The organism is Streptomyces sp. NPDC091209 (assembly GCF_044757755.1).
In the GTDB taxonomy this organism is placed as follows: Bacteria; Actinomycetota; Actinomycetes; order Streptomycetales; family Streptomycetaceae; genus Streptomyces.
In genome coordinates this window covers 610,317-631,760 of record NZ_JBIVVR010000002.1, presented here as the reverse complement: position 1 = coordinate 631,760, position 21,444 = coordinate 610,317, and the positions used below count along the sequence as shown (strand labels likewise).

Annotated in this window: 22 protein-coding genes, 1 tRNA gene and 1 pseudogene; 16 read left to right on the top strand and 8 right to left on the bottom strand. The window is 71.8% G+C overall.

Annotated elements, in window-relative coordinates; genetic code table 11:
• Positions 1–9 precede the first annotated feature (9 nt).
• Genes ACIQRL_RS09830 through ACIQRL_RS09820 form a run of 3 tightly spaced genes read right to left on the bottom strand, consistent with a single transcriptional unit; the run spans position 10 to position 4,789 of the window.
• Positions 10–2,001, bottom strand: coding sequence for a copper resistance protein CopC (locus ACIQRL_RS09830; RefSeq protein WP_401329375.1), 1,992 nt, complete (start codon positions 1,999–2,001; stop codon positions 10–12).
• Between the two features lie 42 nt (positions 2,002–2,043).
• Positions 2,044–2,676 (bottom strand): GNAT family N-acetyltransferase, encoded by a 633-nt coding sequence (locus ACIQRL_RS09825; protein WP_401329372.1) that lies wholly within the window; start codon positions 2,674–2,676, stop codon positions 2,044–2,046.
• Positions 2,666–4,789, bottom strand: a complete 2,124-nt coding sequence (locus ACIQRL_RS09820) for a penicillin acylase family protein (RefSeq protein WP_401329369.1) — start codon at positions 4,787–4,789, stop codon at positions 2,666–2,668. The genes ACIQRL_RS09825 and ACIQRL_RS09820 overlap by 11 nt, the downstream gene beginning before the upstream one ends.
• A gap of 149 nt (positions 4,790–4,938) precedes the next feature.
• On the opposite strand from ACIQRL_RS09820, the gene ACIQRL_RS09815 reads away from it, so the two are divergent.
• On the top strand, positions 4,939–5,523 hold the full coding sequence (locus ACIQRL_RS09815; protein ID WP_401329367.1) for an HhH-GPD-type base excision DNA repair protein: 585 nt from the start codon (positions 4,939–4,941) through the stop codon (positions 5,521–5,523).
• Positions 5,524–5,622: 99 nt separating this feature from the next.
• On the opposite strand, the gene ACIQRL_RS09810 is transcribed toward ACIQRL_RS09815, so the two are convergent.
• Both ACIQRL_RS09810 and ACIQRL_RS09805 read right to left on the bottom strand, forming a co-directional pair.
• Positions 5,623–5,823, bottom strand: coding sequence for a hypothetical protein (locus ACIQRL_RS09810; RefSeq protein ID WP_401329602.1), 201 nt, complete (start codon positions 5,821–5,823; stop codon positions 5,623–5,625).
• A gap of 22 nt (positions 5,824–5,845) precedes the next feature.
• Positions 5,846–6,103: pseudogene (locus ACIQRL_RS09805) on the bottom strand (helicase HerA-like domain-containing protein); the annotation flags it as partial.
• 105 nt (positions 6,104–6,208) lie between these two features.
• Here ACIQRL_RS09805 and ACIQRL_RS09800 point away from each other — a divergent pair.
• Both ACIQRL_RS09800 and ACIQRL_RS09795 read left to right on the top strand, forming a co-directional pair.
• On the top strand, positions 6,209–6,505 hold the full coding sequence (locus ACIQRL_RS09800) for a type II toxin-antitoxin system VapB family antitoxin (RefSeq protein ID WP_003999914.1): 297 nt from the start codon (positions 6,209–6,211) through the stop codon (positions 6,503–6,505).
• A gap of 90 nt (positions 6,506–6,595) precedes the next feature.
• On the top strand, positions 6,596–7,252 hold the full coding sequence (locus tag ACIQRL_RS09795; protein ID WP_401329365.1) for a LytR C-terminal domain-containing protein: 657 nt from the start codon (positions 6,596–6,598) through the stop codon (positions 7,250–7,252).
• Positions 7,253–7,315: 63 nt separating this feature from the next.
• Here the strand turns inward: ACIQRL_RS09795 and upp are convergent, their stop codons facing one another.
• Positions 7,316–7,951, bottom strand: coding sequence for a uracil phosphoribosyltransferase (gene upp / locus ACIQRL_RS09790; RefSeq protein WP_389071401.1), 636 nt, complete (start codon positions 7,949–7,951; stop codon positions 7,316–7,318).
• Between the two features lie 138 nt (positions 7,952–8,089).
• On the opposite strand from upp, the gene ACIQRL_RS09785 reads away from it, so the two are divergent.
• The 9 genes from ACIQRL_RS09785 to ACIQRL_RS09745 all read left to right on the top strand — a co-directional run bounded on the left by ACIQRL_RS09785 (position 8,090) and on the right by ACIQRL_RS09745 (position 15,176).
• Positions 8,090–8,272, top strand: a complete 183-nt coding sequence (locus tag ACIQRL_RS09785; RefSeq protein WP_261703857.1) for a hypothetical protein — start codon at positions 8,090–8,092, stop codon at positions 8,270–8,272.
• An 843-nt stretch (positions 8,273–9,115) separates the two neighbouring features.
• Positions 9,116–9,661, top strand: coding sequence for a hypothetical protein (locus tag ACIQRL_RS09780; RefSeq protein WP_401329589.1), 546 nt, complete (start codon positions 9,116–9,118; stop codon positions 9,659–9,661).
• A gap of 296 nt (positions 9,662–9,957) precedes the next feature.
• On the top strand, positions 9,958–10,389 hold the full coding sequence (gene tadA, locus ACIQRL_RS09775) for a tRNA adenosine(34) deaminase TadA (protein WP_401329587.1): 432 nt from the start codon (positions 9,958–9,960) through the stop codon (positions 10,387–10,389).
• 156 nt (positions 10,390–10,545) lie between these two features.
• Positions 10,546–10,630, top strand: a tRNA-Ser gene (locus tag ACIQRL_RS09770).
• Between the two features lie 529 nt (positions 10,631–11,159).
• Entirely contained in the window at positions 11,160–11,339 is a 180-nt protein-coding gene (locus ACIQRL_RS09765) for a hypothetical protein (protein ID WP_037615173.1), read from the top strand.
• A gap of 145 nt (positions 11,340–11,484) precedes the next feature.
• Positions 11,485–11,778, top strand: coding sequence for a Dabb family protein (locus ACIQRL_RS09760; RefSeq protein ID WP_401329360.1), 294 nt, complete (start codon positions 11,485–11,487; stop codon positions 11,776–11,778).
• A 215-nt stretch (positions 11,779–11,993) separates the two neighbouring features.
• Positions 11,994–13,106 carry a SigB/SigF/SigG family RNA polymerase sigma factor gene (locus tag ACIQRL_RS09755; protein ID WP_401329357.1) on the top strand — a complete coding sequence of 371 codons (1,113 nt, stop codon included), beginning with the start codon at positions 11,994–11,996 and terminating at the stop codon, positions 13,104–13,106.
• A gap of 244 nt (positions 13,107–13,350) precedes the next feature.
• Positions 13,351–14,247 (top strand): RNA polymerase sigma factor SigF, encoded by an 897-nt coding sequence (locus ACIQRL_RS09750; protein ID WP_401329354.1) that lies wholly within the window; start codon positions 13,351–13,353, stop codon positions 14,245–14,247.
• A 50-nt stretch (positions 14,248–14,297) separates the two neighbouring features.
• Positions 14,298–15,176 carry a hypothetical protein gene (locus ACIQRL_RS09745; protein ID WP_401329351.1) on the top strand — a complete coding sequence of 293 codons (879 nt, stop codon included), beginning with the start codon at positions 14,298–14,300 and terminating at the stop codon, positions 15,174–15,176.
• A 308-nt stretch (positions 15,177–15,484) separates the two neighbouring features.
• Here the strand turns inward: ACIQRL_RS09745 and ACIQRL_RS09740 are convergent, their stop codons facing one another.
• Positions 15,485–15,682: a hypothetical protein gene (locus ACIQRL_RS09740; protein WP_401329349.1), complete on the bottom strand. Its 198-nt coding sequence runs from the start codon at positions 15,680–15,682 to the stop codon at positions 15,485–15,487.
• 366 nt (positions 15,683–16,048) lie between these two features.
• Between ACIQRL_RS09740 and ACIQRL_RS09735 the strand changes: the two genes are divergently transcribed.
• The 3 genes from ACIQRL_RS09735 to ACIQRL_RS09725 all read left to right on the top strand — a co-directional run bounded on the left by ACIQRL_RS09735 (position 16,049) and on the right by ACIQRL_RS09725 (position 20,021).
• Positions 16,049–16,555, top strand: a complete 507-nt coding sequence (locus ACIQRL_RS09735; protein ID WP_401329347.1) for a MarR family winged helix-turn-helix transcriptional regulator — start codon at positions 16,049–16,051, stop codon at positions 16,553–16,555.
• Between the two features lie 21 nt (positions 16,556–16,576).
• Positions 16,577–19,105 (top strand): MFS transporter, encoded by a 2,529-nt coding sequence (locus ACIQRL_RS09730; protein ID WP_401329344.1) that lies wholly within the window; start codon positions 16,577–16,579, stop codon positions 19,103–19,105.
• A 94-nt stretch (positions 19,106–19,199) separates the two neighbouring features.
• Complete coding sequence (locus ACIQRL_RS09725) at positions 19,200–20,021, top strand: YceI family protein (protein ID WP_401329341.1); 822 nt, start codon at positions 19,200–19,202, stop codon at positions 20,019–20,021.
• A gap of 7 nt (positions 20,022–20,028) precedes the next feature.
• Here ACIQRL_RS09725 and ACIQRL_RS09720 read toward each other — a convergent pair whose 3' ends face one another.
• A complete protein-coding gene (locus ACIQRL_RS09720) occupies positions 20,029–20,787 on the bottom strand; it encodes an ANTAR domain-containing protein (protein ID WP_401329584.1) in 759 nt (252 codons plus the stop codon).
• A gap of 154 nt (positions 20,788–20,941) precedes the next feature.
• Here ACIQRL_RS09720 and ACIQRL_RS09715 point away from each other — a divergent pair, with 154 nt between their 5' ends.
• Entirely contained in the window at positions 20,942–21,412 is a 471-nt protein-coding gene (locus ACIQRL_RS09715; RefSeq protein ID WP_401329339.1) for a PPOX class F420-dependent oxidoreductase, read from the top strand.
• Positions 21,413–21,444 lie beyond the last annotated feature (32 nt).

The window sequence follows — 21,444 nt, the reverse complement described above, 5'->3', positions numbered from 1 at the left end:
GGAGCCGCCTCAACCGATCTTCACCGTCTTCGAGACGGTGACCTCGTCGATGTCGCTGGTGCGGACCGTGGCCTTCATCGTCCAGGTGCCGGGGAGGGGGAGGGTGAGACCGTCGGACGTCCAGTAGCCGCCCTTGTCGGTGATCCCCGAATCGATCGGGCCGACCTTCTGTGATTCCAGGGTGAAGGTGAGGCGCAGTTCGGGGACGGTCGCGAGGCCGCCGTCGGGGCCGATGATCACGGCCTGCACGGAGTTCTCGCCCACCCGGCCGGGCGACAGCTCGATCTGGACCTTGCCGTGGCCGCCCGGGGTGCCGACGTCGAAGGGCACCAGTGTCGTCGTCGCGGACGGCCGGTCGGCCGCGGCGGCGACGGCGGCCGTCTCGGCGGCCGCGCGGCCGGGCTGGGTCCCGGTCAGCATCGTCGTGATCACCAGCACCAGGATCCCGACGGTGACCTCGGCGAGCACCGAGCGGCGCAGGCCGCGGTGGTACGCGGTGTCCCCCTGACCAGCCACGGGCCCGTCCCCCGTCGGCCGCGCACCCGTGGGCCCGGCTCCTGCCGGCCCGTCTCCGGTCGATCCCGCTCCCGGCGGTCCCTCTTCCGGCGGTCCCAGTTCCGGCGAAGCGGCGCCCGTCGGTTCCTCCGTCGGTGCGTCCTCGCTTCCGTGCGAGTCCGGTACCTCGGCGGTGGCCGCGGCCGGGTGCGTCGGCGCTCCGGCCGGCACCGCCACCGCCACCGCGACCCGCTCGGCGGGGACGGTGGCGGCGGGCTCCCTCGTCGCGAGCCGGGCGGTCCAGCGGCGCGAGAACGACGCCGCCGCCAGCAGCAGCGCCACCCCGACGAGTTTGACGACCAGGAGCCTGCCGTACGACGTCGAGGTCAGGGCGTCCCAGGAGCCGAGGCCGCGCCAGGACTGGTAGACGCCGGTGATGGCGAGGACGGCGACCGAGGTGAGGGCGAGCCGGGAGAAGCGGGTGACGACGGCCGGGGGGATCAGCTCGGCGGGGCGGTAGAGGGCCGTCAGCAGGGCCGCCAGACCACCGAGCCACACCGCCATGGAGAGCAGATGCAGCACGGAGGAGACCATCGCCACGGGGACCTGGATCCCGGCGGAGGCATGCTCCGCGGCGGCCCAGGTGACCGCGAGCGCCAGCGAGAACAGTCCGCCGAGTACGAGGACGCCCCGCCCGGACTCCCGGTCGCGTAGCGGCGTCCGGAGGGGCACGAAGGCCGCCGCGGCGAGCAGCGCGAGCCGCGCCACCAGCACGATGCCGGGCCTGCTCGTCAGGGTCTCGCTCAGGATCGCCGGGTCGAAGGCGCCGCCCACGCCGGTGCCGCGCTCATAGGGCCCGCGCAGCAGGAGCAGCGCGAACGTGGAGCCGAGCAGCGTCCACCAGCCGGTCACCAGCAGACGCCGTACGGAGCCCGGGAAGCCGCAGGCCAGGACGAACGTGGCCGCGCCGATGAGCAGGGCGAGTCCGCTGTACGCGGCGTCGCGGGCGATGTCGTAGAGGGCGGCGGAGGCGGGGTTCCCGCCGGTGGGCGGCAGGGGCGCGACCGTCGTGGAGGGCTTGCCGATCGAGAAGGTGAAGGCGCCGGAGACGGGGTGGCTGTCCGCCGAGACGACCCGCCAGGCCACGGTGAAGGTGCCGGTGCCGAGGCCGCGCGGCAGGGTGACCGTGGCGGTGTCGGAACGGCCGTCCGCGTGGCTCGGGTCGCCGGTGTGGACGCGCCGGTTCTCCGGGGTGAGCACGCGGAAGGAGTCGTCGAGCAGGCCGATCGACTCGCTGAACGTCAGGGTCACCTCGCGGGGCGCCGACTTCAGCACGCTGCCGTCCTGCGGGTCGGTGCCCGTGAGCGCCGCGTGGGCGGACGCGCTGCCCACGCCCCCGAAGAGCACCAGCACCAGGACGCCGCCCAGCAGGGCCAGGGCCCGTGCGCCGAGCCGTCGCCGGTCTCGCTGCCCGTTTCCGTTCACACGCCGTCTCCGTATCCGCATGTGCAGAGTCTCGGTTACGTACGGACGGGGGCCGCGTCCGGCTCACCTCGGCGCCGTCGGACCCTTCTCGAAGGCCTCCCGCGTGAGAAAGGCGAGCAGGGCTCGCTTCTCGGGCAGACGGACCTCGGGCAGGTCGATCCCGGGGAGCACGATGTCACCGGCGGGGACGAATCCCTGCCGGGTCAGACGGGCGATGGCCTTGGCGTTGCGGGCGTCGGGTTCGACCACGGCCCGCTGCCGGCCGAGTCCGGTCAGGGCGTACGTCAGGAACGCCGCCAGCAGCGTGGAGGACCAGCCCGGCCGCTCGCCGCCGCCGGGGGCCGGGGGGCCGATCAGCAGGTGGATGCCGATGTCGCCGGGCAGGACCTCGTAGCACTCGGAGACCCGGTCGGCCTCGGGCTCGTACGTCTGGAAGAGCGCGGCCGGTACGCCGTCCTTGAGCGTGAGGAAGGCGTGGTGGGTGTCGAGCGAGTCGAGGTGGAGATAGGTCTCCAGTACCTGCTGCTTCGTGAACCCGGTCATGCCCCAGTACGCGGCCCGCTCCTCGGTGACCCAGGCGTGCAGGACGTCGAGGTCGGCGTGCGGGTCGACGGGCAGCACCCGGACCGTGCCGAAGCCGTCGACCCGTTGCTCGTGCACGGCCTCGCGGGTGTCGGCGTACGTCTCAGTCGTCATCGCTCTCCTTGGTCAGCTTGTTCCAGTCGGTGGTCACCGGGGCGAGATCTCCCCTGAGCCACAAGGGGAGTTGGTCGCGGTGGTGGGGCGCGCCGGGAACGCCGTCGGCTCCGAACGGGACCGCCCAGAGGCTGTCGTCCCGGTCGGCGAGGTCCCAGACGTACCGGGCGGCGGATGCGCGGGCGCTCAGGTCGGTCAGTCCGGGTACCGACGAGGTGGACAGGACGCAGTCGTTGTCGCCGGACAGGGCCGGTTCGTCGTACGCGATGCCGGTGAACGCCCGCCAGGGGGCGAGGCGATGGGTGGCGCCCCAGGTGCGGGAGGCTGTCCTGGCGGCCACCTCCTCGACGGCCGCGCGCACCACGTCGTCACGGTCGATGCCGTACAACTCCCGTGCCGTCAGGAGGTTTTCGAGGGCGAAGGCGACTCGCGGGACGAGGGCGAGCCAGGGCAGGAAGATCTCCGGGACGGCGGGCGGCTCGGCCAGTACGGCGAGGGCCGGATGGGCGGCGAGCCGTCGTACGACCGCGCCGCGCACCTCCGCGTACACCGCCGCAGCACCGCTGTCGGCGTCCATGTGCCGGTTCCAGCGCAGGAGTTGGTCCCTGAGGACAGCCGCGTCGGCGGAGAGTTCCCGTGCGGGCAGCCGGTCCAACAGGGCCGCGGCGGAGGCGAGACGGGTGTCCATGTGGATGGCCGGCATGTCCCGCGCCGACCATTTCGCGCCCGCGTCGAGCAGGTGGCGGATCCGGGCGGCGCGGTGCGGCGGCGCGAACTCGACGCCGAGCGGGGCCGCGGGGCCGCGCTGGTTCGCCATCACGGCGAGGCCGTCCTCGACCGGGCCGCACGGCGTCCGGTGCCAACCGGTCCACTCGTGCCCGGCCTCCCAGGCGGGCACGACCCGGATACGGGCGGCCGCGTCGCGCACCGGGACCCGGCCTGCGACGCGGTGCAGCACTCCGCCCTCGGTGTCGGCGGCCTGTACGACGTTCACCGGCTCCGCCCAGGCGTCGAACGCCCGGTCCACGTCGGCGACCCGGCGGGCCCGCAGCAGCGGGAGGAGCGCGCCGAAGCCGAGGTCCCGTATCACGCGGGGCGGGTAGCGGAGGCTGACGGACTCCTCGGCGCCGACGCCCCCGATCACCACGGGCCCGCGCGCCGTCTCGATCACCTCGACCTGCACGGGTTCGCCCCCGGCCACCTCCACCGTCTCCCGGTGCCGTGCCGCGGCCCGCCACACACCGTCGGGACCGAGAGCCTGGACGGTCTTGCCGTCCTCGCTGTCCCCGCTGTCCCCGCCGTCCCCGCCGTCCCCGGCACCCCCGCCGCCCCCGGCGTCCACGAGCCGCAGCCGCTCCCGGTAGAGGTCCTGATAGTCGGCCATCGCGTTGGTGATCGCCCAGGCGACGGTTCCGGTGTGGCCGAAGTGGGCGATGCCCGGGACGCCGGGGACGGCGAGGCCGACGACGTCGAACTCCGGGCAGGAGAGCCGGATCTGCTGGTAGACGCCGGGCTCCTCGATGAAGCGGTGCGGGTCACCGGCGATGACGGCGTGCCCGGTGGCGGTGCGTTCGCCGCTCACCAGCCATCCGTTGCTTCCGGCCGTGCCCGGTCCGTCCATGGCGAACAGGCCGACCGCGTCCGCGCCGAGGCGCCGTACGACCTCCTCGCGCCACAGCTTGGCGGGGAACCCGGCGAACAGGATGTGGGTACCGAGCCAGACCCCCAGCGGGCTCCAGGGCTCCCAGCGCCCGGGAACGAGCCCGCTCGCCGCGAACTCGGGCGCGCGCAGGGCCCCTTCGGCCAGCCCCGCGTTGACCCCGTCGACGTACGCGACGACCCACGCGGCGGTCTCGGGGTCCCGCTCCTCCAGTGCCTCGAAGCAGCGTCGCGCGGTGTCGTCGAGCCGGGCCTGCCGCGCGAACCGGTCCCAGCCGACGGACTCCGCGCCGAGGAACGCGGCCGAGGTGCCCTGGGAGCGGTGCCGTTCGACCTCCAGCTGCCAGGCCCGGTCCCGGGCGGTCACCCGGCCCTGGGCGTGGGCGAGTTCCCGTGCGGTGCCGGCGCGCAGATGCGGGATGCCCCAGGTGTCACGGTAGATCTCGGCGGTCACGGTCCATCCCCCACTCATCCATCCCCGGCCTGCAAGGTTAGGCTAACCTAACTCGACCTCGCCGGGATCGTGCGCACGAGGGTGCGGACCCGGTGAATCCGGGCGGCCACGACCGAGCGTCCCGCCCCCGCACGCGAGATCATCGATCCATGGACGTCACGCTTCACCTCTCCCAGCAGCCCGAGGCCGACGAACTGCTCGGCCGCAGCCCGCTCGCGGCCCTGGTCGGCATGCTGCTGGACCAGCAGGTGCCGATGGAATGGGCCTTCGCGGGGCCGTACACGATCGCCCAGCGCATGGGGGCGGACGATCTCGACGCGAACGAGATCGCCTCGTACGACCCGGAGAGGTTCGCCGCGCTGCTCTCGGAAAAGCCCGCCGTGCACCGCTATCCCGGTTCGATGGGCAAGCGCATCCATCAGCTCTGCCATTACCTCGTCGAGCACTACGACGGGGACGCCGCCGCCGTCTGGAAGGACGCCGCGACCGGCGAGGAGCTCCTCCGCCGCCTCAAGGAACTCCCCGGCTTCGGCGCACAGAAGGCCCAGATCTTCCTCGCCCTCCTGGGCAAGCAGCTCGGCGTCCGCCCCAAGGGCTGGCGCGAGGCGGCGGGCCCGTACGGCGAGGCCAAGTCCTTCCGCTCGGTCGCCGACATCACCGGCCCGGAGTCCCTCGCCAAGGTCCGCGCCCACAAACAGGAGATGAAGGCGGCGGCGAAGGCCGCAGGAAAGTAGCCGGGGCGGGGCCCCTTGCTGCGCGGCGGTGCCCCACAACGCCGCTCCGGCCCGCTCCGGCCCCGGACCCTTGCCCCGCGAGCGCCCGACGGGCTGGAATCAGCGCCGCTTGCGCGCCGTCCCGAAGATCGATCGGGTGATCTCCCGGCCGATCTGCGTACCCACCGAGCGGGCCAGGGACGTGAACAGCCCGCTGACGACGACCCGTTCGACGACGGAGGCGTCCTGCTTCGGGCGGCCCCGGCCGCCGGAGCCCGCGGCTCCCGGGCCGCCCTGGGGGACCGACGCGGGTGAGGGCACCGCCCCGGAGGACGACGGCCCGCTGGAGGGCCTTGGTCTTGCCGGTGCCGGTGGCGCCCGCCACCAGGCCGTGCCGGTTGAGCATCGGCAGCGGGATGCGGATCTGCGCGTCGGGCAGACACATTCCGTCCCAGATCAGCGCGCCGAGATCGAGAGCGGGACCCGCGAAGGCGTAGCCGACGGCGATCTCCAGGGCTTCCCGTGGGAGCGCGGGAGCGCCGGCCACCCGCTCGGGAACGGTCTCAGCGGCAGCCGACGGCATGGTCTCGCTGTCACTCATATCAGACCCATGTTCCCGATTTGCAAGGATTTACGACATCTTTTCCAGCGTCGCACTCCGTCGCCATGGCTGCGCCCGGAACGTCTTGACCGGTAGGCTTTCCGTGTGATCTTCAAGCGCATCGGAAACGGCCGGCCGTACCCCGACCACGGCCGGGAAAGCACCCGGCAGTGGGCGGACGTCGCGCCGCGCCCGGTCCGCCTCGATCAGCTCGTGACGACCAAGGGCCAGCTCGACCTGGAGACCCTCCTCGCCGAGGACTCCACCTTCTACGGCGACCTCTTCGCCCACGTCGTCAAGTGGCAGGGCGATCTGTACCTGGAGGACGGCCTGCACCGCGCCGTCCGCGCCGCGCTCCAGCAGCGCCAGGTGCTGCACGCCCGCGTTCTTGAACTGGACTAATGGCCACGGCTTGACCCCAATGGGTTGAACTGAACGCCGGGCAATGATCATCTAGTAGGCATTGGCGCCCCGGCGCACTACGCTGCGCCCATGAGCATGCTTACTCCCCCTGGCATGGGTGGCCAGTATCGGATCACGGGGGACAAGTACCCGCGGATGCGCCGCCCCCGCGGGCGTCGCAAGTTCGTGTTCGTGAGCGTCGCCTCCGTCACCGTTCTCGGTCTGATCGGCTGGGGGTCTCTGCAGCTCATCGACATCTACACGGGCGGCAGCGAGGCCACGGCGGCGGGCACGAAGGCGGACTGCGCGTCGAAGGTCACGCCCTCGGCGAAGGCCTCCGTGGCCGCCGCCCTGGCGGCCACGCTGCCCAAGCCCGGCCAGATCACCGTGAACGTCCTCAACGCGACGCCCCGCAGCGGGCTCGCCAAGCAGACGGCGGACGAGCTGAAGAAGCGCGGCTTCAAGATCGGCGACGTGGGCAACGCGCCTGCCACGTACGACAAGAAGGTCGCGGGCGCCGGGATACTGCTCGGCGCCAAGGCCGCCGACCAGGCCGCGCTGCCCGTCCTCAACACCCAGCTCTCCGGCGCACAGCTGAAGACCGACGGCCGTGTCCAGGCCACCACGGTCGACCTCATCATCGGCACCGAGTTCAAGGCGCTGACGAAGAAGGAGGACGCCGACAAGGCGCTGACCGTCCTGGCCCAGCCCAAGCCGGCACCCTCCGCCACGAAGAAGAGCTGCTGACTCCGGAGTCGCTCGGGGACGAGAGCCCGCCGACTCCGGAATCGCTCCGCGGTGCCCGCGGAGTTACTCGGCGGCCCCGTACATCCGGTCCCCGGCGTCGCCGAGGCCCGGCACGATGTAGCCGTGCTCGTTCAGGCGCTCGTCGACCGAGGCCGTGACGACGGTGACCGGCGTGCCCGCGAGGTCGCGCTCCATGAGCTCGACACCCTCCGGGGCGGCGAGGAGGACCACGGCGGTGACGTCGTCGGCGCCGCGCTTGATCAGCTCCTGGATCGCGGCGACGAGCGTGCCGCCGGTGGCCAGCATCGGGTCGAGGACGTACACCTGACGGCCGGACAGGTCGTCCGGCATACGGGTGGCGTACGTGGAGGCCTGAAGCGTCTCCTCGTCGCGCACCATGCCCAGGAAGCCCACCTCGGCGGTCGGCAGCAGCCGGACCATTCCGTCGAGCATGCCGAGGCCGGCTCGCAGGATCGGCACGACGAGCGGGCGCGGGTAGGAGAGCTTGACGCCCGTGGTCGGGGAGACCGGGGTCACGATGTCGACCTGCTCCGTGCGCACGTCGCGGGTGGCCTCGTAGGCGAGCAGGGTGACCAGCTCGTCGGCCAGCCGCCGGAAGGTCGCGGAGTCGGTGCGCTGGTCGCGCAGGGTGGTGAGCTTATGGGCGACCAGGGGGTGGTCGACGACGTGAAGACGCATGTCCACAACATTAGCGGGGCTCCCGCCCCCCGCCACCGACCCGCCCGGCAAGGGCTGCCACCCGGCATCACCCGTCCGCTGGCATCAAACCGTCCATCGGAGGGAAGGTGGGAGGGACGGACCTGGGGTGGTGTGCGCATGCGGAACCCGGAAGAGGAGTCCTCCGAGCGGCTGGAGAGCGACGCCGAGCGCAGGAGGCGACGGGCCCAGTTCCTGCGTGACCTGACCGAGGCGCGCGAGCTGCGCGACCGGGTCCAGCCGCGCCGCGCCAAGACGGCCCGACTGCGCCACGCGATGCGCATGCGAACGTTCCGCTGGTAGCGGGCACCCGCCCCGGCCACGGGTCCGCGGACCCCGGCCGTAGCCCCGTGCCCCCGTGATCGCCGACCCGCCGCCCGCCTTGGGTGCCGGCCTGCGCCCCGCCAGGGATGACGGCCGGCCCGCCTTGGGTGCAGACCCGTACCCGCCAGGGATGACGGCCGGCCTGCCTAGGGCGCAGACCCGCACCCGCCGGGGATTTCGGCCCGCCCGCCTCGGCCATCGGCCCGCACCCAGCACGGTCACCGGCCCCGACCGCCCTGATTGCCGCCCCGCACCCGCCGGGGACGTCGGCCCGCCCGCCGCTGGCGGCCGCCCGGGCGGCACGTCGTTCCGGTTGCAAGGCCGTGCGGCGGGGTGCCGCGCACGGGGCGGGTCGGTGGCGGGCCCGCTGCCGGCTCGCCCCGCGCGCGCCCGGGGAGGGAGCCGACGCGCCCACGGGGAGTCCGCGGGCGTTGCCGCCACGCCCGTGGGAACGTCGTCGGCGCGCCCGCGTCTCCGCCGGGAGCACGGCCACCGTGAAGGGTGACGCGCCCGCGCGGCAGCCGATGGCGCGCCGGGGGAGAAAACGGTCGCCCGGCCGCTGTGGAACCGGGCCACGCCCGTGTCCCGAGGGGCCGTGTGGTGGACGTGTCGGGCGGGGAGGTGCCTACACGGCGCGGGCAGCCGCGTACGATCCGCTGTTAGCGATCAAAAGAGGCAGACACAGCAGGCCGAAGACATCCCCTGAACGCTCTGTTTCTGCCACGATTCCGAGTGGGCGGGGCTCGGAGCAGCATTCCTCGCCCATAGCCTCCGCCGGGGGGAACCCCAACCGGCACGCCTATGACCAGTGGGAGAGTCACGGTGTACTTCGCCGCACTGCTCGCGCGCACCGAAGACGGGTGGGAAGCGAGCGATACAGAGCTCGACGATGTGGAAACCCTGTCGGATCTGACCGACCTGGCCCGTGAAGTCTCGGACGAGGACACGGTGCTCGTACTCATCGAGCAGGAGGACGCCTGGTTCGGCGTCGTCCGCGTGGACGGCGAGGAGGACCCTCGTATCTACGTCTCGGACGCCGCCGCGGCCGCCCGTAGCTCGTACGGCGAGATCCTGCTCACGGACGAACTACTAGGACGGGAGCCGGGCGACGACGACGCCGACCTGGACTCCCTCGATCTGGACGGCACTGAGGACGGTGAACCCAGGGACTCCGAGGACGAGGACGACGAGGAGGAACAGGGGAGCGTGTCCGGCGATGCCGTGTCGCACAGCCCCGTCGGGGACCGCTACATCCTCGCGGACCTCGGAGTGAGCGAGAGGGAACTGCTGGCCCTGGACGAAGGCGACGCGCTCAGCACGATCGCCGAAGCGCTGGGAGCGGCAGAGGTCCTGGAGACCGTCCGCTAGGCCGCCGGAAACGGTGGTCGGAAACGGATGGACGGGCCCAGCCCCTCCTTGTCCGCTCCCTGTCAGCTCCTTGTCCGCGAGCCAACCTTCATACCGATGAGCCGGCCCCATCCAGCGGGCCGGGTCTTCGTCTGCCGTTCGCCACGTGCCCTCGCCGGGACCGTGGTGCGGCGGGGGACGGCGCCCGCAGGTCCCTGCCGTCGCACCCGTCGGGATTCCGCTAGGTTCCCCGGGTGAGCACCCCCCACCAGGTACCCCGGCCGCCCGATCCCGTACGAGATCGGTGGCGTGCCCCGATGCGGCTCGCGCTGGACGAGGCGCGGCTGGCCGTTCGGGGCGGGGACGTTCCGGTGGGTGCCGTCGTGCTGTCTCCGGACGGTACGACCGTGCTGGCGGCCGGGCACAACGAACGCGAGGCCACCGGCGACCCGACGGCGCACGCCGAGGTCCTCGCGCTGCGCCGGGCCGCCGCCAGGCTCGGCGAGTGGCGGCTGTCCGGGTGCACGCTCGTCGTCACCCTGGAGCCCTGCACGATGTGCGCGGGCGCCCTCGTCCAGTCCCGCGTCGAGCGGGTGGTGTACGGCGCCCGTGACGAGAAGGCGGGCGCGACCGGCTCCGTGTGGGACGTCGTCCGCGACCGGCGGCTCAACCACCGGCCCGAGGTGATCGAGGGCGTCCTCGCCGAGGAATGCGCCGCTCTGCTCACCGACTTCTTCCGCGACCGCTGACCCGCCGTCGCCGCGCACCCGGCAAGCGCACCCGGCATGCCCTGCCGGGGGCGGGCCGGGCACCGGCCGGGCGGTCGTCCCGCGTCCCGCGCGGAGGGTCCGGGGCCGCCGAAACGGATTTCAGACCACGGCCCACCTTGGGGTAGGGTCTCCCTCGGTAGCGTGTCCGAGCGGCCGAAGGAGCTCGCCTCGAAAGCGAGTGTGGCGCAAGTCACCGAGGGTTCAAATCCCTCCGCTACCGCTTCTGAAGGGCCTCGTCGAAAGACGGGGCCCTTCGTGCGTTCCAGGGCGCGCATTCCGGGGGCACGGGTTTCCGGTGAGCCTGCATTCCGGCGGGCGCGGGTTCCGCGGAGGGTTTCCGGGTGAGGGTCCGGGTGGGGTTCCGTACGGCCCCGGGTACGGAGGAGCCCCCGGCGGCACTCAGCCGCCGGGGGCTCCTCCGTACCCGGAAGGGTTCTCCGCTCCCACAGAGGAGGGGGAAGCGGCGTATCGGGGGCGCCGCTTCCCCCACGGAAAGGACCCGCAAGCCCGCGCCGCCGTCTCGGGGGAAAGTCGGGCGGCGCGGACCCCGCAGTGGGGTCCCTCCGGGCCCCGTGGACTCCTGACGGTTCCTGCCGGGGCTCCCTTCCATCCTGGCCCCCGGGAGCGCCCGCCAGGCCCCGCAAAAGACCTCGACCAGCGGGCCGTTGGTCCTTAAAGGCGGCGTGAAGGTTACACTCACCGCCGGCAGCAGGGGGCCCACGGGCGCAGCAGTCACAGGGGAGGCCGCCATGGCGGTGAATTCGAAGAAGATCGCCATCTATGTGCTCGTGGTCTTCGCGCTGTACGTGATCATCACGGATCCGGCCAAGGCCGCCGACTATGTCCAGATAGCGTTCGAGGGCATATCGAACGCCGCTGGGGCGATCGGCGACTTCATGACCTGGATCGCCGACGGAGCGAAGAACTGACGCCGTCGGGCGACGCCCGCGCTCAGGGAACGCGCGCCCCGGCGATTCCGCGCGCCCCGCGCCGAGCGGGCACGACGGAGCGCGGCGCGGCCGAACAGGGACGCGACCGGGCGAAGACCCACCTCACCACCACCAGGGAGCATCCGTGATCCGCCATCTGGTCCTCTTCAAGCTCAACGACGGTGTCCTGCGCGACGAGCCCCGCGTCGCCGAGGGCGTCGCCGCCTTCCGCGCGCTCGGCGGCCTGATCCCCGAACTGCGGGTCTGGGAGTGCGAGTGGAACATCAGCGACCGGCCCATCGCGTACGACTTCGCGATCAACGCCGCCGTCGAGGACGCCGACGCCCTCAAGCGTTACCTGGAGCACCCGGCGCATGTGGCCGGTGTCGCGCTCTGGCGGGAGTTCGCCACCTGGGTGATCGCCGACTACCCGTTCTGACCGTTTTCGATCGCACTCTTTACCGAGCCCTTGACCGCAACCGGTCAGGGGTTTTTGGCGTCTTACGCCCCAACTCACCTCCAACTCACCTCCAACACGGCGTTATGCGGTGCTTGCACACAGTGCACATGTCTTGTGATGCTATGACCGCTTTTGACGGATGAGTTGACAGATACGTCGACGGATCGTTGACGAATGAAGAGGTGGCGTTGACCGTGTCGGCCAGTACTGCGCCGCCCCAGGAGGAAGCCCCGGCCAAGGCCCAGGCGCCGGCCCTCACGCCCGCCCCGCCCTCCCCCTCGCCCCCGGCGCAGACCACGGGACCGGGCGCCGCACCGAGCGCCCCGAGCCCGGCAGTCGGCCCCACAGCCCGCTCCACGGCCCCACTCAGCCCCGGCCCCACGTCCGGCCCCACGGTCACTCCCGCACCGGGCCCGGCACCGGACCCCGCGACCGGACCCAGCGCCACTCCCGCACCGGACCCCGCGACCAGCCCCACCGTCACTCCCGCACCGGACTCCCCGACCGGCCCGGCGCCGATCCAGGAGGTCACCCAGGAGCGGCGCCGCGGAGCCGACACCCGGGCCCTCACCCTGGTGCTCTTCGGCGAACTCAAGGTGCTGGAGCCGGGCACTCCCGAGCACAACCGGGTCCGCGGCGCACTCATCGAGGCGAATCTGCCGCTCGTCCGCTACGCGGCGGCCCGCTTCCGCTCCCGCAACGAGCCGATGGAGGACGTGGTCCAGGTCGGCACCATCGGCCTGATCAACGCCATCGACCGCTTCGACCCGGACCGCGGCGTGCAGTTCCCGACCTTCGCGATGCCGACGGTCGTCGGCGAGATCAAGCGGTACTTCCGCGACAACGTTCGCACCGTCCACGTACCGCGCCGGCTGCACGAGCTGTGGGTGCAGGTGAACAGCGCGACCGAGGACCTGACGACCGCCTTCGGGCGCTCGCCCACCACCGCGGAGATCGCCGAACGGCTGCGCATCAGCGAGGAGGAGGTGCTCTCCTGCATCGAGGCGGGCCGGTCGTACCACGCCACCTCCCTCGAGGCGGCCCAGGAGGGCGACGGGCTGCCGGGACTGCTCGACCGGCTCGGCTACGAGGACCCCGCGCTCGACGGAGTCGAACACCGCGATCTCGTACGGCATTTGCTCGTACAACTGCCCGAACGCGAGCAGCGGATCCTGCTGCTCCGCTACTACAGCAACCTCACCCAGTCACAGATCAGCGCCGAACTGGGTGTTTCCCAGATGCATGTGTCAAGGCTCCTCGCCCGCAGCTTCGCGCGACTTCGATCCGCAAACAGGATCGAGGCGTAACCGAAAAGAGCGAATCGCTCAAGAACGCTTTTTCTGTCAGTTCAGCGCTGAAAAACCGTCAGACCCCCTTCTTCCAGGGCCGATCCACCCTCTACATGTCGACAAGTCTCTACAGCGTGTTGCCGACATGTGACATTCTGCCGGAAGCGCGTTTGCCGCGGCCTCGCCTCCGGTATTCAGGTGGAGGCTGCGTTCCTCCGACGGGAGCGACTGCCGCGACCGTCCGCGACCCAAAGGGGGTGGCATGTCCGCAGATCAGGGCAGCTCGAAGGTGCTCACGCTCACGAAGAGCGACGCAGTGCCCGAGGCGCACGCCGCGCTTCACGATGTCCCTGCCGCCGAGGCTCCGGAAGCCGTTCTGGTCCCCGAGTCATCGGGCGCCATCGACACCCGGACCCTGTCCCGCTCCCTCTTCCTGCGGCTCGCCGCACTCGCCGAGAACAGCCCGGAGCGCGGTTACGTCCGGGACACCCTCATCGAGCTCAACCTCCCGCTCGTGCGGTACGCGGCGGCCCGCTTCCGCTCCCGCAACGAGCCGATGGAGGACATCGTCCAGGTCGGCACCATCGGCCTGATCAAGGCGATCGACCGCTTCGACTGCGAACGCGGCGTCGAGTTCCCGACCTTCGCGATGCCGACGGTCGTCGGCGAGATCAAGCGGTTCTTCCGCGACACCTCCTGGTCGGTCCGCGTCCCGCGCCGCCTCCAGGAGCTGCGGCTCGCCCTCACCAAGGCCAGCGACGAGCTCTCGCAGAAGCTCGACCGCTCTCCGACGGTCGCCGAACTCGCCGCCGTTCTCGGGGTGTCCGAGGAGGACGTGGTCGACGGCCTCGCCGTCGGCAACGCGTACACGGCGTCGTCGCTGGACTCGCCCGCCCCCGAGGACGACGGCGGTGAGGGCTCCCTCGCGGACCGCCTCGGCTACGAGGACACCGCGCTGGAGGGCGTGGAGTACCGCGAGTCGCTCAAGCCGCTGCTCGCCAAGCTGCCGCCCCGCGAGCGCCGGATCATCATGCTCCGCTTCTTCGCGAACATGACCCAGTCGCAGATCGGCGAGGAGGTCGGCATCTCGCAGATGCACGTCTCCCGTCTCCTCACCCGCACCCTGGCCCAGCTGCGCGAAGGCCTCATCTCCGACTGACCGCCCCACGCAGGGTTCATAATTGACGGATCGTCAGCCACACTGGCGCGATGCGTCGCGAGTCGATACGTGGTCGCCGAGGTGCCCTGCTGGGCACCTCGGCGGCGGTGCTGTGTCTGGGCGGAGCGCTGGCCGCGTGCGGGGGCGGCGGGAGTGGCGGCGGCTATGTCGCCGTCGGGGCCGCGGGAGGCTCCCCCCGGGCGTCCGGGGCGGTGGTGGCACCTTCGGGCGATGTGTCCCTGGCGCCGCTGGACGGTACGGCCGCGAACGGCTCCAACGCCACCGGGAACAAGGGGAGTTCCGGCTCCGGGAAGACGGCGTCGACCGGCGGACCGGGCGGGTCCTCGCCCGACGGCTCAGGTGGTCCGGCGGGCACCGTGGGCCGGACCGCCGGCTCGGGAGGGTCGGATTCCGGTGGGGGTGACCCCGGGACCGGGGCGGACGGTCCGGGAGGCACGGGGGCCGGCGACAACGGCGGGTCCTCTTCGACATCCGGTTCGTCCGCCGGTTCGTCCACCGGTTCGTCCTCGGGAGGCAGCTCCGGCGGTGACTCCGGTCGTACGGGCGGGAGTTCGGGGCCTTCCTCCGCGCCGCCCGCGCCCGGGTCGACGGCGAGTGCCGGGCCCGCCGAGCTCCGCGTCAGCGGCACCTCGCGTGCGGCCGCTGATCAGCGGTGGTGCGAGGAGGTGACCGTCTCCTTCAGCAACACCGGTGGTACGGCGGCGCGTTCGGGCACGGTGACGTTCGGGACGCACATCATCGGGTCGCTCGGGATCGACTGGGCGACGATCCGCTCGGCCGAGGCCCTTCCCGCGCCGATCGCCGCCGGCGCGAAGAAGAGCAAGACCTGGACGGTGTGCGTCGACGCGTGGCGGGTGCCGCTGGGCATGCACATCGAGACCCGGGACGTGTCCGTCCAGTGGAAGTAGGGAAGCAGCGGAAGCGGTGGCGCGGCCCTGCCGGTCGCGTGCCCGCGCCAGGTCGCGTACCCCGGCCAGGTCGCGTACCCCGGCCAGGTCGCGTGACCCCCTCGGTCGCACGCGCCGCTCGGTCGCACGCGCCGCTCGGTCGCACGCGCCGCTCGGTCACGCGTCCCGCTCGGTCACACGCCCTGCTCAGTCACACGCCCTGCTCAGTCACACGCCCCGCTCGGTCACACGTCCCGCTCGGTCACACGTCCCCGCAGTCACACGCCCTGCTCGGTCACACGCCCTGCTCGGTCGCACGCCCCGCTCGGTTACATGAGGGCGAGCCAGGCCACCGCGGCGACGACCACGACGGCGAGAACGACGCCGACGATCAGGCCCACGCGGGGACCCGCGGGAGCGGCCGCCTGCTGCTGCCGGCCCTGGGGGGCCTCGTCGACGAACGCACGGAACATTTGGGTGCTGCCCGCGGGGTCGTAGTTGCCCTCGGGGCCCTGGGTGTTTGCCATAGGCCGGACCCTAGCGAATACGCGGGGGCTGCCCAAGTGCCGGGTTCCCCTTCACACCGATCGTGACGAGTCCGCACACCACCCACGACAGGCCCGCACACCGCCCTCGCACCGCCTCTTCACGCCGAGAGACGGCCCGGCGCCCTGCATCTCGCGCGCCCAAGGCCCGTGGCCCGTCGCCCGTGGCCCGTCGTCACTTGTCCCGCACCCTTCAGCCCGACCCTCTCCGCACCCAACCCCACCTGCACGTTTACGTTTGCCCATACATGCCTTTGCCAAGTTTTTAGCCCTGAAGCCGCCAACTCGTTTGCCTGCGGCAACCAACTTCTTTATGGTTGCCCTAAGCAACGAATACGGGGGGGTGCGATGGCCGAGCAGGCGCAGTACGAGGAACTGGCTCGTCAGCTCAGCGCCATCGGTGCCGTGAAGAGGGACATGGGGCGGATCCTGCCGCCGGAGTGCCCCGGAGGTTCCGCGGCCGTGCTCACGCTGCTCGGCCGGTACGGCGAGATGCGGATGAGCAGGCTCGCGGAGCTGCTCTCGGTGGACATGTCGGTGACCAGCCGCCATGTCGCGCACGTCGCCGACCGGGGCTGGATAGAACGGTCCCCCGACCCGGCCGACAAGCGCTCACGCATCCTGCGCCTCACCGACGCCGGCCAGGAGCAGCTCGACGAGCTCTCCCTGCGTACGTCGCGGCTGCTCGCCGACCGGCTGAGCCACTGGTCCGACCACGAGGTCGGTCTGCTCATCGAGCTGATGGGCCGGCTCCGCGAGAGCTTCGGCGACTGCCGCTCCCCGCAGCGACCGCCCGCGCACCCTCCCCCGTACGCGACAGACGTATCAGCACTGACCACCCGTACACCCGCGTAAGTACGTAAGAAAAGGAAGCCCATGGCAACGACCACACCAGCCGGTGTGCGGGGCTCTCACGCCAAGCACGGAGGCGCCGACGGCGCTCCGATGACGCACCGCCAGATCATGGAGGCGCTCTCCGGGCTGCTGCTCGGCATGTTCGTCGCGATCCTGTCGTCGACGATCGTCACCAACGCGCTCCCCGAGATCATCGGCGACCTGGGCGGCGGCCAGTCCGCCTACACCTGGGTCGTCACGGCCTCGCTGCTGGCGATGACCGCGACCACGCCCCTGTGGGGCAAGCTCTCCGACCTGTACAGCAAGAAGGCGCTCGTACAGATAGCGCTCATCATCTACGTGCTGGGATCGGCCGCCGCCGGTCTGTCCCAGAACCCCGGCATGCTCATCGCGTGCCGTGTGGTCCAGGGCGTCGGCGTCGGCGGTCTGTCCGCCCTCGCCCAGATCGTGATGGCCGCGATGATCTCCCCGCGTGAGCGCGGGCGCTACTCCGGCTACCTGGGCGCGACGTTCGCCGTCGCGACCGTCGGCGGTCCGCTGCTCGGCGGTGTCATCACCGACACGAGCTGGCTCGGCTGGCGCTGGTGCTTCTACGTCGGTGTGCCGTTCGCGATCATCGCGCTGATCGTGCTGCAGAAGACCCTGCACCTGCCCGTCGTGAAGCGGGACGTGAAGGTCGACTGGGCCGGCGCGTTCTTCATCTCCGCCGCGGTCTCGCTGCTGCTGGTCTGGGTCACCTTCGCCGGTGACAAGTACGACTGGGTCTCGTGGCAGACGTACACGATGGTCGCCGGCGCGATCGTCCTCGGTCTGCTGTTCGTCCTCGTCGAGTCCAGGGCCAGCGAGCCGATCATCCCGCTGCGGCTGTTCCGCAACCGCACGATCACCCTGTCGTCCCTCGCCTCGCTCTTCGTGGGTGTCGCGATGTTCACCGGCACGGTCTTCTTCAGCCAGTACTTCCAGCTCGCGCGGGACAAGTCCCCGACGATGTCGGGCGTCATGACGATCCCGATGATCGGCGGCCTGTTCATCTCCTCCACGGTCTCCGGCCAGGTCATCACCAAGACCGGACGGTGGAAGTACTGGCTCGTCAGCGGCGGCTTCCTGGTCACCGCGGGCCTCGGCCTCCTCGGCACGATCCGCTACGACACGACGTACTGGCACATCGCGATCTTCATGGCGCTGCTGGGCCTCGGCGTCGGCATGATGATGCAGAACCTGGTGCTCTCCACGCAGAACCAGGTGGCGCCGTCGGACCTGGGCTCGGCGAGCTCCACGGTGACGTTCTTCCGTTCCCTCGGCGGTGCGATCGGTGTCTCCGCGCTCGGCGCGGTCATGGCCAATCGGATCACCCACTACGTCAAGGACGGGCTGACCGACCTCGGCCCCAAGTACGCGGCCCTGGGCTCCGGTTCGGACTCCAGCTCCAGCATCCCGGACATGGACAAGCTGCCCGCGCCGCTGCGCACCGTGATGGAGAGCGCGTACGGCCACGGCATCGCGGACGTCTTCCTGATCGCCGCCGGCATGGCACTGGTCGCCTTCCTCATCGTGCTGTTCATCAAGGAGGTCCCGCTGCGGACGTCCGGCGCGATGGCGCAGGCCGCCGCGGAGCGGGCCGGAACGCCGGTCGCCGAGGCCCCCGTCGCCGAAGCGGTCGAGGCCGCGGCCACCGCCGCTCTCGCCCCTGCCGTCGCCGCGAGCACGGCCGAGGCCGGTGCCGAGGGCACGCAGCGGCTCGCCGCCGTCGCCACCGCGACGCGGGAGAGCGCCCCGCAGCCCGCGTCCGGCGGGATCAGGGTGCACGGTCAGGTCCGCGGCGCCGAGAGCGCGCCCGTGCCGCAGGCCGCGGTCACGCTGATCTCACCCGCGGGACGCCAGCTCGGCCGCTCGGTCGCGCAGGCCGACGGCTCCTATGCCGTGGACGCGCCCGGTGTGGGCTCCTACGTCCTGATCGCCTCCGCCGACGGATTCCAGCCGCAGGCCTCGACGATCGTCGTGAACGACGAGCCGCTCGCGTACGACATCCTGCTGAGCGGGACCAGCGGGCTGAGCGGTGTCGTCCGGGCCGCCGAGGGTGCCACTCCGGTCAAGGACGCGATGGTCGTCGTGACCGACGTCCGCGGTGATGTGCTGGCTTCCGGAACCACCGGTGAGCAGGGCGAGTTCGCCTTCGCCGAGCTGGTGCCCGGCGTCGTGACGGTCGCGGTGAACGCCGCGGGCCACCGGCCGCGGGCCCTGCCCGTCGAGGTCGGCGGCACCGGGGTCACCCGGATCGAGGTCGACCTCGACGCGGGTGCCCAGCTCCAGGGTGTCGTACGGGCGCCGCACGGCCCGCTGTCGGACGCCCGCGTGACGCTGGTGGACGCGGCCGGCAACGTGGTCGGCACGGCCAGGACCGGCAGCGACGGCGCGTACGCCTTCACCGACCTGGACGGCGGCGAGTACACCGTCATCGCGGCGGGCTACCCGCCGGTGGCGACCGCGCTGACCCTCGGCGGCGGTGGCGTGGACGACCACGAGATCGAACTCGCCCACCCCGGCGAGTAGTCCGAGCCCCGGCCCGTGGGGTGCGCGCGCTCTGAGCGGAGGCGCGCCCCCCGCGGGCCGGTTTTCATTTGCTTCATCGCAAGGAGTTACTGCCATGGGACTGACCGCGAAGATCCGTACGCGGGACGGCTGGGCCGTGTCGCACGCGGTCGTCACGGTGACCGACGCGACCGGCGCGCAGGTGCTGCGGGCCGAGGCGGACACCGACGGAGCCGTGCACGACACCACGGGCCTCGCGCCGGGTGCCTACACGGTGATCGTGACCGCGCTCGGATACGCGCCCGCCGCGGCCGGCGCGATCGTCACAGCGGCCGGCCGTGCCGAGGTCGGCCAGGTGACACTGGCCCGCCGGGGCGGCACCGAACTGCCCCCGCCAGGACCCTGGACCATCGACCCGGCGCACTCCTCGATCGGCGTGGTCGCCCAGCACCTGGGCATCTCCAGCGCGCACGGCCGCTTCACGGACGTCGCGGGCCGCGTCGAGATCGCCCCGGACGAGGTGGCCATGTCCCGGGTCGAGGCGACGATCACGGCCGCCTCGATCGACACCGGCAACGGCATGCGCGACGGACACCTGAGGTCGCCGGACTTCCTGGACGTCGAGAAGTACCCGCTGATCACCTACCGTTCGACGGACCTGACACCGGCCGGCTCCGACCGCTGGACCGTGCACGGCGAGCTCACCCTGCACGGTGTCGTCCGTCCCGTCGACCTCGACCTCGCCTACCTCGGCACCGGCGCCGACCCCTGGGGCGGCACCCGCGCCGCGTTCCGCGCGACCGCCGAACTCCACCGCGAGGACTTCGCCCTGCACTACAACCAGATCGTCCAGGCGGGTGTCTCCGCCATCGGTACGACCCTGAAGGTGGAGCTGGACATCCAGGCGGTGCGGGGGAAGTCGCTGCCCGCCGCCTGAGCGCGGCTCACTCGCCCTCACCCTGGCCCTCGCCCTCACCGGCGCCGGCGCCGGTGTCGACGATCCGTCGGGCCAGGTCACGGAGCTTGACGTTCTCCCGCTGGGAGGCCTGTACGAGGCTGTCGAAGGACTCGGCCGCGTCGATGCCGAGCCGTTCCATGAGGATGCCCGTGGCCTGCCCGATCAGATCCCGGGTGCGCATCGCCTCGGTGAGCTGTTCGCGCAGGGTCGCCGAGTCCAGCGCGATGCCGACGTGCGCGGTGAACAGCCGGCCTATCCGGGTGGCCGACTCGTCGAAGACGCGGGGCGCCCGCGCGTAGGCCGTCAGGACGGTCAGCCGGCGCCGGTCGGCCCGCAACCGCAGCGACAGCACCGAGCGCAGCCCGAGGTCCGACAGCGCGGGATCCCCGTCCCCGTCGGCCGCGGCGCTGTCCTCGATCCGGGCCACCGGCGCGGTCCACAGCCGGCTCCAGTGCGGGTGATGCTCGCGGCCCGCGTTCAGGGCGTCGGCGGTGCGCACGACCTCGTGCGTCCAGGCCAGGGTCTGCCGGTGGGCCTTGTGCTCGATGACGGAGATCCCGACGTGCTCGGCGCCCGGCAGGATGTGCACGGCCAGCCGTACGGCGGTACGCAGGGTGGCACGGGGACTCGATGTCTCGTGAAGCTTCTGAGCAGCGGTCGTGAGGCCTTCGGCCAGCTCAAAACCCGTAGCGAAACGGGGCAATTCAGAAAACTCGGACGCAGCCACCACGAACCTCTTCGGCATGCACGGCCAAAAGGCCATGCGCAGGAGAGCTCCGCAGCACATTCCCGACTGCGAGCACAGGACGAAGAGCACTTTAGCCGCTCCGATCAGGTCCGGTGCCGCCCGCCGGCCCACCCCGCGGGCGACCGGGGGGTGGGCGGCCTAGGCTGATCGCATGGCACCCAACATCGCGACGAACACCTCTGTCTCCCTCGACGAGTTGCTGGACTTCGTACGCCCCCGCCACCGGGCCGTCCTGCTCACCCGCCGCGCCGACGGCGGTCCCCAGGGCTCCCCGCTGACCTGCGGTGTCGACGACTCGGGCCGCATCGTCGTCTCGACGTACCCCGAGCGCGCCAAGACCCGCAACGCCCAGCGGGACGAACGGGTCGCCCTGATCGTCCTCAGCGACGAGTGGAACGGCCCCTGGGTCCAGATCGACGGCACCGCCGAGGTCCTCGACTCCCCCGATTCCGTCGAGCCCCTCGTCGAGTACTACCGGAACATCGCCGGTGAGCACCCCGACTGGGACGAGTACCGCGAGGCGATGCGCAAGCAGGCCAAGTCGATCATCCGGATCACCCCCACCCGCTGGGGCCCGGTGGCGACCGGGGGCTTCCCGGCCCACCTGGCGCCCCAGGACTAGGACCCGTCCCACACGCGCCCGGGGCCGGAAGC

What these genes read in the sequence shown, in the direction of transcription:
- ACIQRL_RS09830 (WP_401329375.1), bottom strand. Translation starts at nt 2,001, where the DNA reads ATGCGGATACGGAGACGGCGTGTGAACGGAAACGGGCAGCGAGACCGG.
- ACIQRL_RS09825 (WP_401329372.1), bottom strand. Translation starts at nt 2,676, where the DNA reads ATGACGACTGAGACGTACGCCGACACCCGCGAGGCCGTGCACGAGCAA.
- ACIQRL_RS09815 (WP_401329367.1), top strand. Translation starts at nt 4,939, where the DNA reads ATGGACGTCACGCTTCACCTCTCCCAGCAGCCCGAGGCCGACGAACTG.
- ACIQRL_RS09795 (WP_401329365.1), top strand. Translation starts at nt 6,596, where the DNA reads ATGAGCATGCTTACTCCCCCTGGCATGGGTGGCCAGTATCGGATCACG.
- upp (WP_389071401.1), bottom strand. Translation starts at nt 7,951, where the DNA reads ATGCGTCTTCACGTCGTCGACCACCCCCTGGTCGCCCATAAGCTCACC.
- ACIQRL_RS09785 (WP_261703857.1), top strand. Translation starts at nt 8,090, where the DNA reads ATGCGGAACCCGGAAGAGGAGTCCTCCGAGCGGCTGGAGAGCGACGCC.
- tadA (WP_401329587.1), top strand. Translation starts at nt 9,958, where the DNA reads ATGCGGCTCGCGCTGGACGAGGCGCGGCTGGCCGTTCGGGGCGGGGAC.
- ACIQRL_RS09765 (WP_037615173.1), top strand. Translation starts at nt 11,160, where the DNA reads ATGGCGGTGAATTCGAAGAAGATCGCCATCTATGTGCTCGTGGTCTTC.
- ACIQRL_RS09750 (WP_401329354.1), top strand. Translation starts at nt 13,351, where the DNA reads ATGTCCGCAGATCAGGGCAGCTCGAAGGTGCTCACGCTCACGAAGAGC.
- ACIQRL_RS09745 (WP_401329351.1), top strand. Translation starts at nt 14,298, where the DNA reads ATGCGTCGCGAGTCGATACGTGGTCGCCGAGGTGCCCTGCTGGGCACC.
- ACIQRL_RS09740 (WP_401329349.1), bottom strand. Translation starts at nt 15,682, where the DNA reads ATGGCAAACACCCAGGGCCCCGAGGGCAACTACGACCCCGCGGGCAGC.
- ACIQRL_RS09735 (WP_401329347.1), top strand. Translation starts at nt 16,049, where the DNA reads ATGGCCGAGCAGGCGCAGTACGAGGAACTGGCTCGTCAGCTCAGCGCC.
- ACIQRL_RS09730 (WP_401329344.1), top strand. Translation starts at nt 16,577, where the DNA reads ATGGCAACGACCACACCAGCCGGTGTGCGGGGCTCTCACGCCAAGCAC.
- ACIQRL_RS09725 (WP_401329341.1), top strand. Translation starts at nt 19,200, where the DNA reads ATGGGACTGACCGCGAAGATCCGTACGCGGGACGGCTGGGCCGTGTCG.
- ACIQRL_RS09720 (WP_401329584.1), bottom strand. Translation starts at nt 20,787, where the DNA reads ATGCCGAAGAGGTTCGTGGTGGCTGCGTCCGAGTTTTCTGAATTGCCC.
- ACIQRL_RS09715 (WP_401329339.1), top strand. Translation starts at nt 20,942, where the DNA reads ATGGCACCCAACATCGCGACGAACACCTCTGTCTCCCTCGACGAGTTG.